Genomic DNA, 14,535 nt, shown 5'->3' with positions numbered 1-14,535 from the left:
CTTAGATGTGTCGACAGGCAGGAAAATTCCGCTGGTGGAGCTGAGGAGGATCGAACTCCTGACCTCGTCATTGCGAACGACGCGCTCTCCCAGCTGAGCTACAGCCCCGTCCAGCGGATGGCGCATTTATCGAAGGCGGCGGTTTCCTGTCAAGGCGGGGTTTTGCCGAAATCCCTTGTGCCCGGTGCTTATAGGCGACCGGCCCTTGCCGGTTTGGCGCGCAATGGCTACATGTCGGCAACAATCGGAGACCGGCATGCTCGCCCTCATTCAAACAATCGTCATGGCGCTGGACCTGTACTGGTGGGTCATCATCGCCTCGGCGATCTTTTCCTGGCTCTATGCGTTCAACGTCGTCAACTCGCGCAATCAATTTGTCGGCAGCATCGGCAACATGCTCTACCGGCTGACCGAGCCGGCGCTGCGGCCGATCCGTCGGTTCATGCCCGACCTCGGCGGCGTCGACATTTCGCCGATCATCCTGCTTCTGCTCCTGTTCTTTCTCAGGCAGCTCATTCTCACCACGATAGCGCCGCTGGTCCTGTGAGCCTGACGATGGCATGAGCGCGCCATTCCGCTTGCGCGCCGACGGCATCGACCTGTTTATCCGGCTGACACCCAAGTCTTCGGTGGACAGGCTCGAAGCCGTCGAACCTCCGTCGGCGGGCGCAGCCATTTGAAGGCGCGCGTGCGCGCCGTGCCGGGCCAATGCGGCGCTGGAACGGCTGGTGGCCAAGGCGCTGGGCGTTCCGGCATCGGTCGTGTCGGTCATTGCAGGCGGCACGGCGCGGCTGAAGACCGTGCATTGTCGGGGGTGATCCGGCGGTGCTGGCGCAGCGTATCGGGGCGCTCAGCGGCTGATCGAAGATCCAGCGTTGCGGCATGCAGCCCCTTGATCTGTCGGCGGAACAGCGCCCCCCTCTGTCCTGCCGGACATCTCCCCCACGAGGGGGGAGATTGGCAGTTTCCGCCCCACTCTCAATCCCCCAGCGGCAACTTCGGATCGTCGACCTTCAGCGTGTTCACGCTCTGCTTGATGCGGCGCAGGTTTTCGAGAACCCTGGGTCCGCGCGTTTCGGCCACGGAGGTGACGATCATGTCGATGATCGACAGCAGAGCATAGCGCGACGAGGTCGGCTTGTAGATGTTGCCGTCCTCCAGCGACTGGAACTGGACGACAGTGTCGGCGGCCTTGGCGAGCGCTGACTCCGGCGGGGTGATGGCGATTGTGGTGGCGCCATATTGCTGGGCAACCTGCACGGCGTCGATCACCGAGCGAGCATAGCCGGACACCGAGAACGCGATCAACGTCGTCTCCGACGTAGCGACCGCGGCATACATGCGCTGCAACTGCCCGTCGATCTGCGCCAGCACCGGCACGCCCAGCCTAAACAGCCGGTTCTGCATCTCGGTCGCCATCATCGAGGAAATGCCGCCGGAGCCGATGCACAGCACATTGCCCGAACTGACGATGCGCGCGGCCACGCCCACCAGCGTCTTCATGTCGAGGTTTTCGCTGGCGCGCTGGATGGCGGCGATTGCCGCTTCGGTGATGGCCGACGCAATGCGCTGCTCGCGCGCGTCCCGGTTCAGCGGTTCGGGCGATAGATACTGGCCGCCAATGGCGATCGCCTGCGCCAGGTAGAATTTGAAATCGCGCAGACCCTCGCAGCCGAGATTGCGGCAGAAACGGGTGACTGTCGGCTCGCTGACGCCGACGCGCGCGGCAATTTCCGAGATTGCCGCCTTGGAGGCAAAGTCGAGATCGGTGAGCACGAGACCGGCCAGGCGGCGGTCCGATTTGGTGCCGTCCTGCGACATCAGCTGCAGGCGCGTGATGATGTCGGCCGGCGTTTTCATTTCTGGGTTGTCGTCTTCATCGTGGTATTTTCGTTTTCATGCCGGCGCTCATAGCGGCAGGCCTGTCGCCGTGTCGAACAGATGGATGTTGCCCGGCGCTACCGAGACCGGCAGCAGTTCACCCGGCTTGACCTGAACCCGGTCGCGGAATACGGCGCGCACCGTGTCAGCGCCGATGGCGCCATAGACATGGGTTTCCGAGCCGGTCGGCTCGACGACATCGACCTTGATCGCCATCGCGTCGACAGCCTCGCCGATGACGAAGTGTTCGGGCCGTATGCCGGCCTCGACCGTGCTGCCAGCCGGCACCGTCTTGCTGCCGAGCGACAGTCGCCCTCCGCCGGCCGATTCGAACCAGCTTTTCTCGGGCGTCGTCTTCAGGGCGCCGGAGACAAAACTCATCGACGGCGAGCCGATGAAGGAGGCGACGAATTTGTTGGCGGGACGGTCGTAGAGTTCCAGCGGTGCGCCGACCTGCTGGATCTTGCCGCGGTCCATCACCACGATGCGGTCGGCCATGGTCATGGCCTCGATCTGGTCGTGGGTGACGTAGACGATGGTCGATTTCAGCCGCTGGTGCAGCGCCTTGATCTCGGTGCGCATCTGCACGCGCAATTGCGCGTCGAGATTGCTGAGCGGCTCGTCGAACAGGAACACCGAGGGTTCGCGCACGATGGCGCGGCCCATGGCGACGCGCTGGCGCTGGCCGCCCGACAGTTCCCGGGGATAGCGGTCGAGATAGGAGAACAGGTTGAGGACGCCGGACGCCTTTTTCACCTTGTCGTCGATTGCCGTGCGGCTTTCGCCGCGAATCTTGGGACCAAAGCCGATATTGTCGGCCGCTTTCAGGTGCGGAAACAGAGCATAGGACTGGAAGACCATCGCGATGTTACGCTGTTGCGGCGGCAAATCGTTGGCGCGCACGCCGCCGATCAAGAGGTCGCCTGAGGTGATCGGCTCCAGCCCGGCCAGCATGCGCAGCAAGGTCGACTTGCCGCAGCCGGAAGGGCCGACCAGCACGACGAACTCGCCGCTCTTGATGTCGAGGCTGATGTTTTCGAGGATCTTATGGCGTCCGAAAGATTTCGACAGGTCGCGGAACTCGACATCGGTCATGGTCAGGCTCCCAATATGTCGTCGATGAAGGGCAGGAAGCCGGCGGTCAGTCCGGCGTCGACCGGCACCACCGCGCCGGTTATCCCCGATGCGCGATCCGAAACAAGGAAGGCCACCGCTTCGGCCACTTCCGTGGCGTCGACGATGCGGCCGAGCGGATAGAGCCGCTTGAGCTTGCCGAGAACATCCGGGTTCTTGGCCAGCCGATGGTCCCATGCGGCGGTGCGGATCGAGCCGGGGCAGACGACATTGGCGCGCAGCCCGTTGCGGCCGAGTTCCACAGCGATCGCTTTGGCATAGGCATTGATGCCGGCCTTGGCTGCGGCATAGGCCGGGTTGCCGAAGTGGGCGATGGCGTTGACGGAAGAGATGAAGACGACGCTGCCCGAACCGCGCGCGGCCATCGCCTTGATCAGTGGATCGGCGAACAGCATCACCCCGGTCAGATTGAGGTCGAGCTCGTGCTCAATCTTATCGGGTGTCAATGCGGCAAGCGTCTCTGCGCGCGTCCAGCCGGCATTGTTGATCAGCATGTCGGGAACGCCATCTTTCTCAAGGATCGCTGGTATCGCCGCCTCGATGGAAGCCCGGTCGAGGAGGTCGAAGGCGTGACGCGACGCCAGGTGTGGGCTGCGCAACGCATCTTGCGACTGGTCGCAGCCGACGACCCGCGCGCCTCGTTGGGCCAGCAGCGCCACAATAGCCGAGCCGAGCCCGCCGCCGGCGCCGGTCACCAGCACGGTCTTGCCCGCGAATTCGGCCGTTGAAACCACCCTGCGCGCCTCCCTGGGATCCACGATAGTCGGAAAACGCTATTTTAGGAAATGTAATTAAGCAACAGGATAATCCGCTTGCACGGCGTGAAATGAAGGATAATGTAGGAAAGTCACATAAAGCCATGGCCGCCTGAAAGCCGCAAGAGCGCAGGCGCCAATCAAATGGGAGAGATCGAATGAAGCTTGCAAAATGGACTGTCGGCCTGATGGCCGGAATGAGCCTGCTCGCCCTGGCCGCCCAAGCAGATGCCGGCGAGGTGCGCGTAACCGTCGCCGAATACAGCGCCAAGACCGGCCCGTATTTCGAAGCGGTGAAAAAGGAATTCGAGGCAGCCAACCCGGGTATCACCGTCAAGTTCGAAGTTGTGCCGTGGGACGTGCTGCTGCAGAAGCTGACCACCGACATCACCGCCGGCACCAATGCCGACCTGTCGATCATCGGCACCCGCTGGCTGATCGATTTCGTCCAGCAGGATGTCGCCGAGCCGCTCGACGCCTACATCAAGCCAGACTTCAAGGACCGCTTCATCGACACCTTCCTGTCGCCGTCGATCATGGAGGGCAAGACCTATGGCCTGCCGATCGCGGCTTCGGCGCGCGCCATGTACTACAACAAGGAATTGTTCGAGAAGGCCGGAATCGCCAACCCGCCGGCAACCTGGACCGAGTTGCAGGAGGATGCGCGCAAGATCAAGGCGCTGGGCACCGGCACGTTCGGCTTCGGCCTGCAGGGCAAGGAGATCGAGACCGACGTCTATTACTACTATGCGATGTGGTCGCAAGGCACCGAGATTCTCAACAAGGATGGCACGTCGGGCCTCGGCACGCCGGGCGCGCTCGAAGCCGCCAAGCTCTACAAGTCGATGATCGACGAAGGCCTGACGGAACCCGGCGTCACCTCCAACAACCGCGAGGACGTCCAGAACCTGTTCAAGCAGGGCAAGGTCGGCATGATGATCACCGCGCCCTTCCTGTCCAACCAGATCAAGGACGAGGCGCCGAACCTGAAATATGGCGTGGCCGCTATCCCCGCCGGACCGACCGGCGCGCGCGGCACGTACGGCGTCACCGATTCCATCATCATGTTCAAGAATTCCAAGAACAAGGATGAGGCCTGGAAGCTGCTCGACTTCCTGTTCACCACCGAACAGCGCGCCAAGTTCACGCAAGGGGAAGGCTTCCTGCCGGTGAACAAGGAAGAGGCCAAGATGGACTATTACGTCAACAATGCCGATCTGGCAGCGTTCACCGCGCTGCTGCCCGACGCCCGCTTTGCACCGGTCATCCCCGGCTGGGAAGAAGTCGCCCAGATCACCTCGGATGCCATGCAGAAGATCTATCTCGGCGGCGACCCCGAGGCAGGCTTGAAGGAAGCGGCTGGCAAGGCCAACGCCGTGATCAAGAAATAGGGCGTATCTCCCTGCGCCCGGGGGGGGGGCGCCCGGCGGGCGGCCCCACCACAACCCCCCACGCGGGGGGGGGGGGGGGGGGGGGGGCGGGCCCGTGGGGTGGGGGGCGCGGCGCCCCCCCGCCGCAGGGGGTGGCGCCCCACCACCTGGCAACCGCCGCGAACGGACATAGGAAGGGCAATAGGGGCAAACATCACCTCGCCTTGCGCCCCAAGGGTCGACATCCACTCCGTCGACCCCCACTCCGTCGAGCTTCGCTCGACACCTCTCCCCCGATCAACGGGGGAGAGGAAGGGCTCCCTTCCGCAACCGCTGCGGAGGATGGGCAGGCAGGTGAGGGGCAGCGCAAACGTCCGCAGGAGATTCAAACCCTGAAGCGCTGCCTTAGACCGATATGCGAGATTGATCCGAGCTGGCGCGCCAGCGCCACTTATGTCCAACACGGTACGAATCCGGCCGATGCAAAATCGTTACCTGCCCTATTTATTGACCTTGCCCAGCCTGTTTCTGGCCGCAGTCGTCATCTTCTGGCCGGTCTGGGACCTGATCCAGATATCGACGCATGATGTCAGCCGTTTTGGGCAGCTGCGGGACTTCAACGATTTCGCCAATTATTCCGCCTTCCTCGCCGATCCCGATTTCCTGGCGGCACTCTGGCGCACCGGCCTGTGGACCGTGCTGGTGGTCGGCGGCGCGCTGCTGTTGTCCGTCCCCGTGGCGATGATCCTCAATACCGATTTCTACGGCCGCGGCATTGCCCGCGTCATCATCATGCTGCCCTGGGCGGTGTCGCTGACGATGACGGCGGTGGTCTGGCGCTGGGCGCTCAACGGCGAAAGCGGGATGCTGAACTCGGCGCTGATCGGGCTTGGCCTGATCCATGAGAACATCCAGTGGCTGGCGCGCGCCGAGACGGCATTCCCGATGCAGGTGCTGATCGGCATATTGGTGACGGTACCGTTCACCACGACCATCTTCCTCGGCGGCCTGTCGTCGATCCCCGACGACCTCTACGAGGCGGCGGCCCTGGAGGGGGCGACGCCGCTGCAGCAGTTCCGCGAGATCACCTTTCCGCTGCTGAAGCCGTTCATCAACATCGCCATCGTCCTCAACACCATCTACGTCTTCAATTCCTTCCCGATCATCTGGGTGATGACGCAGGGCGGGCCGGCCAACTCGACCGACATCCTGGTCACCCATCTGTACAAGCTGGCCTTCCGCATCGGCAAGCTTGGCGAAGCATCGGCGGTGTCGCTGCTGATGTTCGCCATCCTTTTGATCTTCACCATGATCTATGTGCGCCTCGCCATGCGGGAGCAACGCGCATGATGCCCAAGCTGAAGCGCACGATCATTGCCTGGCTGCTGCTTTCGCCGCTGCTCGTGGTGACCATCTTCCCCTTCGCGGTGATGTTTTTGACCGCGGTCAAGCCGCGGCAGGAGGTGCTGTCGCCGACCTGGTGGCCAAGCGAATTCCACTGGTCGAATTTTGCCGACATGTGGGTGGCGACCGGCTTTGGCGAGGCGCTGGCCAATTCGCTCTATGTCTCTGTTATCGCCACCGTCGGCGCCATCCTGATCTCGGTGCCGGCTGCTTACGCCATGTCGCGGTTTCGCTTTGCCGGCTACGGCGCCTTCCGCCAGTTCCTGCTGATCTCGCAGATGATCTCGCCGATCGTGCTGGTGCTTGGCCTGTTCCGGCTGATGGCCGCCTGGGGCCTGATCGAATCGACGACGGCGCTCGGCGTCATCTACATGGCTTTCAACGTCGCCTTCACCGTGTGGATGCTGCAGAGTTATTTCGACACCATCCCGCGCGATCTCGAGGAAGCAGCGTGGATGGAGGGCGCCGGCCGCTGGCTGACCTTGCGAAAAGTGTTTCTGCCGCTTTGCCTGCCGGCAATCGCGGTCACCGCCATCTTCACCTTCATCAACGCATGGAATGAGTTCGTCGTTGCGCTCACAATGCTGCGCAGCCAGGAAAGTTACACGCTGCCGATCCAGGTGTTCTCGCTGGTCGCCGGCCGCTACACGATCGAATGGCACCATGTAATGGCGGCGACGCTGCTGGCGACGCTGCCGGTGGCGATTCTGTTCATCTGGCTGCAGCGCTATCTCGTCCGCGGGCTGGCGCTCGGGGCGGTCAAATAACCGCGCCATTCACAACGGAGCTTTCATGCGCATCTTCACCGCCTCGCTGGCGACCGAAACCAACACCTTCTCGCCGGTGCCGACCGACCGGGCGTCGTTCGAGATGGCGTTCTATGCCGGGCCGGGCAAGCATCCAGACACGCCGACCTTGTGCTCATCGACGATGGTCGCGCTGCGCCGGCGTGCGGCTGCCGAAGGGCTGACCGTCATCGAAGGCACCGCCACTTGGGCGGAGCCGGGCGGGCTGGTGCAGCGGCAGACCTATGAGGCGTTGCGCGACGAGATTCTCGGCCAGTTGAAGGCAGCCTTGCCGGTCGACGCCGTCATCCTCGGCCTGCACGGCGCCATGGTGGCGCAAGGCTATGACGATTGCGAAGGCGATCTGCTGGAACGGGTTCGCGCAATCGTCGGGCCCGACGTGGTGATCGCGGTGGAGCTCGACCCGCACAGTCATCTGACCCCAAAGCGCGTCGCGGCATGCAATGTCATGGCCTATTTCCTCGAATTCCCGCACACCGACTTCTATGAGCGCGGCGAACATGTCGTCGAGCTTGGATTGGCGGCGGCGCGCGACGAGATCAAGCCGGTGATCTCGACCTTCGACTGCCGCATGATCCAGGTGCTGCCGACCAGCCGCGAGCCGATGCGCTCCTTCGTCGACCGCATCAAGGCGCTGCACGGCAAGGACGGCGTGCTGTCGGTGTCGGTCATCCATGGCTTCATGGCCGCGGACGTGCCCGAAATGGGCACGCGCATCCTGGTCGTGACCGACAATGACAAGGCCAAGGGTGATGCGCTGGCGGAGAGGCTAGGGCGCGAGCTTTACGCCATGCGCGAAAAGACGGCGATGACGATGCTGAACACCGAGGATGGCATCGCGCGGGCACTGGCGGTGCGCAAGGGAAACCCCGGCAAGCCGGTTGTGATTGCCGACATCTGGGACAATCCCGGCGGTGGCGTCGCCGGCGACGGTACCGTTGTGCTGCGCGCCATGTTGGAACAGGACGTTGACAATTTTGGCGTGGCGACGATCTGGGACCCGATCGCCGTCACATTTTGCCAGGCGGCAGGCGAAGGCGCCGTCATCGACCTGCGCTTCGGCGGCAAGGCCGGGCCGCTGGCCGGCGAACCGATCGATGCGCGCGTCAAGGTGTTGAAGGCTGTCCGCGAGGGCTGGCAGAGCTTCGGGCCAAGCCGGGTGACGCTCGGGCCAACGGCGCTGGTGCGCGTCGAGGGCACGGAAATCGACATCATCCTCAACACCAACCGCACGCAGACCTTCGAGCCGGATATTTTCTCGAACATCGGTATCGATCCGATGAGCAAGGGCATATTGCTGATCAAGTCGACCAACCATTTCTACGCCGGCTTTGAACCGATCGCGGCGGAGATCATCTATGTCTCGGCGCCGAGCTCGTATCCGAGCAATCCGGCGGTGACGGATTACAAGAAGCTGACGCGGCCGGTTTGGCCAAGGGTGGCGGATCCTTGGAAGGTCTAATCTCCTTGAGGGGGAGATGTTGCCCAAGTTGACAGGGGGTCGCCTCGCGTGAAGCGCCGACCTTCATCTGCCGCAGGAGGTCGAGCCCAGTCGGACCGACCCCCCTCTGGCCGCTTTGCGGCCATCTCCCCCTCGAGGGGGGAGATAAGCTGGCGCTATAGCAATCCCCGCTTCACCATCATCGCTTCCGGCGAAGGCATCTTGCCGCGGAACGCCGTGTACAGCTCCTCCGGATCCTTCGACCCGCCGGCGGCATAGATATTCTTCCGAAGCCGTTCCGCCAGCGCCGGGTTGAAGGGATCGCCGGTCTCCTCGAAGGCGGCGAAGGCGTCGGCGTCGAGCACTTCCGACCACATGTAGGAATAGTAGCCGGCTGAATAACCGTCGCCGGAGAAGATATGGCCGAAATGCGGGGTGCGATGACGCATGGCGATGGTGTCGGGCATATCAAGCTTTTCCAGCGTTTCGGCTTCGAAACGCAGCGGTTCCGCCGGCGCATCCGGCCGCGCGTGATACGCCATGTCGATCAGCGCCGACGCTGTGAACTCGACCGTGGCGAAACCGGCGCCGAACGTGCGGGCGGCCAGCATCTTGTCGAGCAGCGACTTCGGCATCGGCTTGCCGGTCTTAACATGCAGCGCATGCTTTTCCAGCACTGCGGGCACCGTCAGCCAGTGCTCGTAGAGCTGCGAAGGCAGTTCGACGAAATCGCGGGAAACCGAGGTGCCCGCCACCGACGGCCAGGTGACGTCGGTCAGCATGCCGTGCAAAGCATGGCCGAACTCGTGGAACAGGGTCTTGGCCTCATCGACCGACAACAGCGCCGCTTCCCCGGCCGGCGGCTTGGCGAAGTTCATGATATTGTAGATCACCGGCTTGGAGCCATCGCCAAGCTTGTAGCCCGACTTCAGCGCGCTCATCCACGCGCCGGAGCGCTTCGAGGACCGGGCGAAATAGTCGGCGAGGAACAGGCCGCGCTCGCTGCCATCGGCGTTCTTCACCACGAAGACGCGCGCGTCGGGATGCCAGGCGGCGATGCCCTTCTTCTCCTCGAAAGTGATGCCGAACAGTTTTGTGGCGACGTCGAAGCAGGCGTTGATGACCCGGTCGAGCTGCAGATAGGGTTTCAGTTCCGCCTCGTCGAAGGCGAATTTTTCGGCGCGCAACTTCTCCTGGTAGAAGCGCCAGTCCCAGGCGGCGAATTTTTCGTTGCTGCCTGCCTTGGTCGCCAGCCGCTCCAGCTCCTTCTGGTCGGCGGCGGCCTTCTCCAGCGCTTTCTCCCAGACCGGGTCGAGGAGGTCGTGCACAGCCTTCGGCGTCTTGGCCATGGTGTCGTCGAGTTTCAGCGCGGCGAACGAGGCATAGCCGAGCAGCTTGGCCTTTTCGGCGCGCAATTTCAGCATGTCGCGCACCACTGCGGTGTTGTCGCTGGCGCCGCCGTTCTGGCCGCGCATGGTGAAAGCGCGGAAGGCGGTCTCGCGCAGGTCGCGGCGTTCGGAGAAGGTCGTGAACGGCTCATAGATAGAGCGCGACAAGGTGACTGCGTAGCGGCCTTTCTGGCCGCGCGTCTCGGCGGCTTCGGCCATCGAACTCTTCACGAAGTCCGGCAGGCCCGCAAGATCAGCCTCGTCGAGGAAAAGCGCCCAGTCGCGCTCGTCGGCCAGCACATTCTGGCCGAAGGTCGTGCCGAGCGAGGACAGCTCCTCGCTGATGTTGGCCAGCCGCTTCTTGCCGTCGGCGTCGAGTTTTGCGCCCGATCGCACAAAGCCTTTCCAGGTCTTCTCCAGCACCCGCAGCGTCTCGACGTCGAGTTTTAGCGTCTCCCGGCGCTGGTAGAGGTCGTCGACGCGGGCAAACAGTTTCTCGTTCATCGAGATCGCCGAGAAATGCCGCGACATCTTCGGCGAGATCTCACGCTCCAGCGCCTGGATCGCATCGTTGGTGTGGGCGCCGGCCCGGCACCAGAAGATCGACGAGACATGGTCGAGCGGCTCACCGGCGAGCTCGAGGGCTGCCAGCGTATTCTCGATGGTCGGCGCATCCTTGTTGCCGGCGATCGCATCGATTTCGGCCTCATGTGCCTTCAGCGCCGCGTCGAACACCGAGGAGAAATCGTCGTCGCCGATGCTGGCAAAATCCGGCAGGCCGAGCGGCCCTTGCCATTTGGTCAGCGGATGGGCGGCGAGATCGACGGTTTTCGTGGACGGCATGGGGGATCTTTCGATGATTGGCGGAGCTTGCTGACCGATGTAGGGCGATGACTGGCGCGGCGCAACAGCGCGGCCGTTCCAGCCCGCGTCAGAAGCCGTCGCAATTTTCCGCGATCGCCGCTTGCGAACTGGCGGTGATGCGGTTGCCGGTGACGCCGAACGTCTCCTGCATCAGCATGTCATTGTTGGGGAAATCATAGCAGGCGATGACAGTGGTGACGCCGGCCTCGCTCTTTTCGACGCGATGCCGGATTTCGGCGCCGGCGACCGCGCCCTTCCATTCGTCGATCGACGCGATGAACTCCTGCTTCGACTGCACGACGCCGAGATCGTCGAGCTTGATGCGGACATCGTCGGCGAGCAGGTCCGACAATTCGGTGCGATCGGCGACCAGCAGCGCCGAATACCAGCGGTCGATAATGGCGCCGTCATCGGAGCGGGCAGGGACGAGCGAAATCAGCAGCGCCGCTACGGCGAAAGCGATCGCAGGCCAAACCCGCATTCTTGCCTCCTCTTATTTGACCATGCCCTTATCCGAAAACCGGTTCCCACTTTTCGGGATCATGGGTCTACGTCAAATCCGGCCGCTCGAAGTCGCCGGTGTCCTTGTTCATCACCCAGAGCTCGCCGGTCGAGATGTCGAACCAGGCGCCATGCAGCGACAGCCGCCCCTTGCCTTCGAGGATGGAGACGCAAGGGAAGGTCCTGAGATTGGCGATCGAATAGCGGATGGAAATCCGCTCCAGCGCCGTCTGCCGTTCGGTTGCCGTCATGAACGTGCTGGACGAAACGGTTTCGGCCGCCGGCGCGATCAGGCTCATCCATTTGCCGATGAAGTCGCCGGGCGACAGCGGCGCCGAATTGGTGTCGAGCGCGGCGCGGATGCCGCCGCAGCGGCCATGGCCCATCACCACGATGTTTTTCACCTTCAGGCTCTGCACGGCGAATTCGAGCGCGGCCGAGGTCGAGTGGAACTCGCCGTCCGGTGCATAGGGCGGCACCAGATTGCCGACATTGCGCAGGACGAACAGTTCGCCCGGACCGGCGTCGAAGATCGCCTCGGGGGCAGAGCGGGAATCGCAGCAGGCAACGATCATGGTTTCGGGCGCCTGCCCTTCGCGGGCGAGCTCGCGATAGCGTCCGCTCTCGGTGAGATAGCGGCCATTCATGAAGTTGCGGTAGCCGGTCCAAAGATGTTCGGGGAGATGGGGCATGGGCTAGGGATGAAGCCTTTCGGGGTTAGCGACGGCAGCTCATTTCAAGTTAGAAAGGCTCTAACGGCAAATGCCCGTCGCGGGCAATGCCGAATTGCAGATGGCTTCGTCGCAAATCGCCATGCCGCACGCATGGCTCGCCGCTTGCCTCACGCCCAGATCGCCAGGGGAATGCCCAAACGGTCGGCAAGCGGCGGGTCGGGAAACGGCTTTGCCTCGCCGCCGGCAATGCGTCCGGCAATCAGCATCATCGCTGCGGCGTCGAGGAAATCGTCGGCGGCAGCACCGCGTTGCGGCGGCTGGTCAAGGAAGGCTCTGGTATAGCCGTGCCGGCAGAGCAGTGCCTTGCGCTCTTCCATCCCGGCAGGATTGACTGCGCCCTTGATCTTCTTCGGCAGCGTCATCGGTTTTTCGCCGTTCAGCCGGCAGAAGGCCACTTCGGGGTGCGATTCGAAGACGCGGCGGCGCAGTTGCGGACGTGCGATCAGCAGCGCGTCGATCTCGCGTATCTTGGCAAAGATGCCGAAGGCCTGGATCGAGACGCCGCGTGGCGGATCGGAGGTCGCCCTGGCCACCTCGCTGGCGCGCCGATGCGCCTCATACCAGGCCTCGACCGTGGTGAAGTCGCTGATGTCGGCGTAGAGGGCCGCGCGGGACGGGATAGAGAAGACGCTGAATTGCCGTGCTCCGAGCATTGGCCGTACCAAGGTCTCCGGCCCGCGCCCGCCTCTTTGCGAGACGTCCGGCAGGCCGATCGGCATGTCGACGGCCACTGTCGCATCGGCGGGCAAGGCGTCGAGCAGGGCCGCAAAGCTGGGAAAGACGCGGACTGACGGCGCGGCATCCAGATCGCGGCGGACGGCGATCCAGCCGGCCTTGCAGCCGTCGGCGCCGACGACCACGGTCGAGGTCACGCCCGGCGGTCCCGCCCCGGATGCGTGAGGTGGCGCAGCTGCACCATCGCCATCGGGTGCGACAGGCTCTGGGCATCGGTTTCAAGCTGCAGCTCGTCGCCGCCACGCTTGGCGGTTCGCGCCAGGATTTCGTAGACGGCGGCGGTGGTCGATTGCAGCGCCTTGATCGGCGGCTGCCCCGACAGGATGCGGGCGAGGTAGACGGCCGCAGTCAGGTCGCCGAGGCCATTCGGCGGCTTGTCGATGAGGCGGTGTTCGGCCAGCAGCGCCTGGGTGCCGTCAAGCAGCAGATTGCCGGTGCCGCCGGTCATCATCGACTGTGCCGACGTCACCAGCATTGTTGACGGTCCGGCATGGAGGGCGGCCGAGATCACGGATTTCAGATCGGGCAAGGGCGCGCCGGCCATCCACTCCAGCTCATAGCGGTTGGGGGTGGCGATGTCGGCGATCGGCATCAGTCGATCACGCATGGCGGCGGCCGTCGGCTCGGGCACATAGAGCCCGCCGGAATCGCCCATCACCGGATCGCATATATAGATCGCGTCCGGCGTCTTGGCCTTGACTGCCGCAACCAGCGAGGCGACGGCCTCGGCCTGGCCGGCCTCGCCGAGATAGCCCGACAGCACCGCGCCCACCTCGCCCAGCCAGGGCGCGCGCTCGAGATCGGCCATCAGCGCCTTGAACTGGTCGAGCGGCGGCACGATGCGCGTGGCGCGGCCATGGCCCGGATGCCAGGGCAGGATGACCGTCGGTACCGCCCACACCGGAAAGCCCAGCGTCTCCAGCGCAAACACGGCGGCGCGGTTACCGACCGAGCCGCGGGCGACATGGCTGGAAATGACGATGACCGCGCGCGGCGCGTCGGCTTTTTCGCTGTTCATGGAAAATCCTAGATACGGATAATTTTTCGTTGAATCGTCATCCTGATCTATCTCTTTGGTTGGAGCATGATCTCCGGACAAAACGGTTCCCGCTTGTCCGAGAAAACCGGTTCCCACTTTTCAGGATCATGCTCTAGCTGCCCCGGGAGACGTAGTACACGAGCCAGATCAAAAGGCCGAGGGCGACGATGAGCCCAAGTGCGCGACCGATGCGGGTGCCCCAGACCTCGATCGGATCGGATCGGTCGGCCTCCGCTGCGGTAACATGATCGCGCGCGCCTTTCGCTGCCCGTGACACCAGCGATGCGCTGCCAAGGCCGCCCTCGTTCGCCACGCGCTCGATAATGCGGCGCGATTCGCTGTCACCGTCGCGGCCTTCCGCCATGGTCCTGTCCTGTTTGCCGGCAACCATACCGTGTTCGCGCGATCAATCACAGGGCCTCGCCGGCGCATGAATGCGCGCCAGCGGCAGACATTTTCTTGAGCGCGGATTGTGCTAATGCT

At 63.6% G+C, this 14,535-nt stretch carries 14 protein-coding genes, 1 tRNA gene and 1 pseudogene; 6 read left to right on the top strand and 10 right to left on the bottom strand.

Annotation, left to right across the window (positions count from 1 at the left end; genetic code table 11):
• Nucleotides 1-32: 32 nt before the first annotated feature.
• A tRNA-Ala gene (locus NKJ78_RS16000) sits at nucleotides 33-108 on the bottom strand.
• Between the two features lie 148 nt (nucleotides 109-256).
• Here NKJ78_RS16000 and NKJ78_RS15995 point away from each other — a divergent pair.
• Both NKJ78_RS15995 and NKJ78_RS15990 read left to right on the top strand, forming a co-directional pair.
• Nucleotides 257-547, top strand: coding sequence for a YggT family protein (locus NKJ78_RS15995; protein ID WP_023668602.1), 291 nt, complete (start codon nucleotides 257-259; stop codon nucleotides 545-547).
• A gap of 13 nt (nucleotides 548-560) precedes the next feature.
• A pseudogene (locus NKJ78_RS15990) lies at nucleotides 561-861 on the top strand (DUF167 family protein).
• A 117-nt stretch (nucleotides 862-978) separates the two neighbouring features.
• Here the strand turns inward: NKJ78_RS15990 and NKJ78_RS15985 are convergent.
• The 3 genes from NKJ78_RS15985 to NKJ78_RS15975 are packed head-to-tail and all read right to left on the bottom strand — an operon-like array spanning nucleotide 979 to nucleotide 3,749.
• On the bottom strand, nucleotides 979-1,860 hold the full coding sequence (locus NKJ78_RS15985) for a MurR/RpiR family transcriptional regulator (RefSeq protein ID WP_023737942.1): 882 nt from the start codon (nucleotides 1,858-1,860) through the stop codon (nucleotides 979-981).
• A 48-nt stretch (nucleotides 1,861-1,908) separates the two neighbouring features.
• On the bottom strand, nucleotides 1,909-2,976 hold the full coding sequence (locus NKJ78_RS15980) for an ABC transporter ATP-binding protein (protein WP_352460297.1): 1,068 nt from the start codon (nucleotides 2,974-2,976) through the stop codon (nucleotides 1,909-1,911).
• Nucleotides 2,977-2,978: 2 nt separating this feature from the next.
• Nucleotides 2,979-3,749, bottom strand: coding sequence for an SDR family NAD(P)-dependent oxidoreductase (locus NKJ78_RS15975; RefSeq protein WP_023737940.1), 771 nt, complete (start codon nucleotides 3,747-3,749; stop codon nucleotides 2,979-2,981).
• A 179-nt stretch (nucleotides 3,750-3,928) separates the two neighbouring features.
• Here NKJ78_RS15975 and NKJ78_RS15970 point away from each other — a divergent pair, with 179 nt between their 5' ends.
• From NKJ78_RS15970 to NKJ78_RS15955, 4 genes are all read left to right on the top strand, one after another.
• Nucleotides 3,929-5,161, top strand: a complete 1,233-nt coding sequence (locus NKJ78_RS15970; RefSeq protein ID WP_023737939.1) for an ABC transporter substrate-binding protein — start codon at nucleotides 3,929-3,931, stop codon at nucleotides 5,159-5,161.
• 459 nt (nucleotides 5,162-5,620) lie between these two features.
• Nucleotides 5,621-6,490, top strand: a complete 870-nt coding sequence (locus NKJ78_RS15965; RefSeq protein ID WP_023726098.1) for a carbohydrate ABC transporter permease — start codon at nucleotides 5,621-5,623, stop codon at nucleotides 6,488-6,490.
• Nucleotides 6,487-7,311 (top strand): carbohydrate ABC transporter permease, encoded by an 825-nt coding sequence (locus NKJ78_RS15960; RefSeq protein WP_023737938.1) that lies wholly within the window; start codon nucleotides 6,487-6,489, stop codon nucleotides 7,309-7,311. The genes NKJ78_RS15965 and NKJ78_RS15960 overlap by 4 nt, the downstream gene beginning before the upstream one ends.
• A gap of 25 nt (nucleotides 7,312-7,336) precedes the next feature.
• The gene (locus tag NKJ78_RS15955; protein ID WP_023737937.1) at nucleotides 7,337-8,812 is read left to right on the top strand and encodes a M81 family metallopeptidase; all 1,476 of its coding nucleotides are present in this window, start codon (nucleotides 7,337-7,339) and stop codon (nucleotides 8,810-8,812) included.
• Nucleotides 8,813-8,967: 155 nt separating this feature from the next.
• On the opposite strand, the gene NKJ78_RS15950 is transcribed toward NKJ78_RS15955, so the two are convergent.
• The 6 genes from NKJ78_RS15950 to NKJ78_RS15925 all read right to left on the bottom strand — a co-directional run bounded on the left by NKJ78_RS15950 (nucleotide 8,968) and on the right by NKJ78_RS15925 (nucleotide 14,416).
• Nucleotides 8,968-11,022: a M3 family metallopeptidase gene (locus NKJ78_RS15950; protein ID WP_352459948.1), complete on the bottom strand. Its 2,055-nt coding sequence runs from the start codon at nucleotides 11,020-11,022 to the stop codon at nucleotides 8,968-8,970.
• 88 nt (nucleotides 11,023-11,110) lie between these two features.
• Nucleotides 11,111-11,524, bottom strand: coding sequence for a hypothetical protein (locus tag NKJ78_RS15945; protein WP_023737935.1), 414 nt, complete (start codon nucleotides 11,522-11,524; stop codon nucleotides 11,111-11,113).
• 67 nt (nucleotides 11,525-11,591) lie between these two features.
• Complete coding sequence (locus tag NKJ78_RS15940; RefSeq protein ID WP_023681438.1) at nucleotides 11,592-12,236, bottom strand: carbonic anhydrase; 645 nt, start codon at nucleotides 12,234-12,236, stop codon at nucleotides 11,592-11,594.
• Between the two features lie 149 nt (nucleotides 12,237-12,385).
• The gene (locus NKJ78_RS15935) at nucleotides 12,386-13,150 is read right to left on the bottom strand and encodes a DUF429 domain-containing protein (protein ID WP_023737934.1); all 765 of its coding nucleotides are present in this window, start codon (nucleotides 13,148-13,150) and stop codon (nucleotides 12,386-12,388) included.
• A complete protein-coding gene (pdxY, locus tag NKJ78_RS15930; protein WP_023668615.1) occupies nucleotides 13,147-14,031 on the bottom strand; it encodes a pyridoxal kinase PdxY in 885 nt (294 codons plus the stop codon). Before pdxY ends, NKJ78_RS15935 begins: the two co-directional genes overlap by 4 nt.
• Nucleotides 14,032-14,164: 133 nt before the next feature.
• Entirely contained in the window at nucleotides 14,165-14,416 is a 252-nt protein-coding gene (locus tag NKJ78_RS15925; RefSeq protein WP_023737933.1) for a hypothetical protein, read from the bottom strand.
• Nucleotides 14,417-14,535: the final 119 nt, after the last annotated feature.

Origin of the sequence: Mesorhizobium sp. M0037, from assembly GCF_040323635.1 — a bacterium.
GTDB lineage: Bacteria > Pseudomonadota > Alphaproteobacteria > Rhizobiales > Rhizobiaceae > Mesorhizobium.
This window is presented reverse-complemented; position numbering and strand designations above follow the sequence as displayed.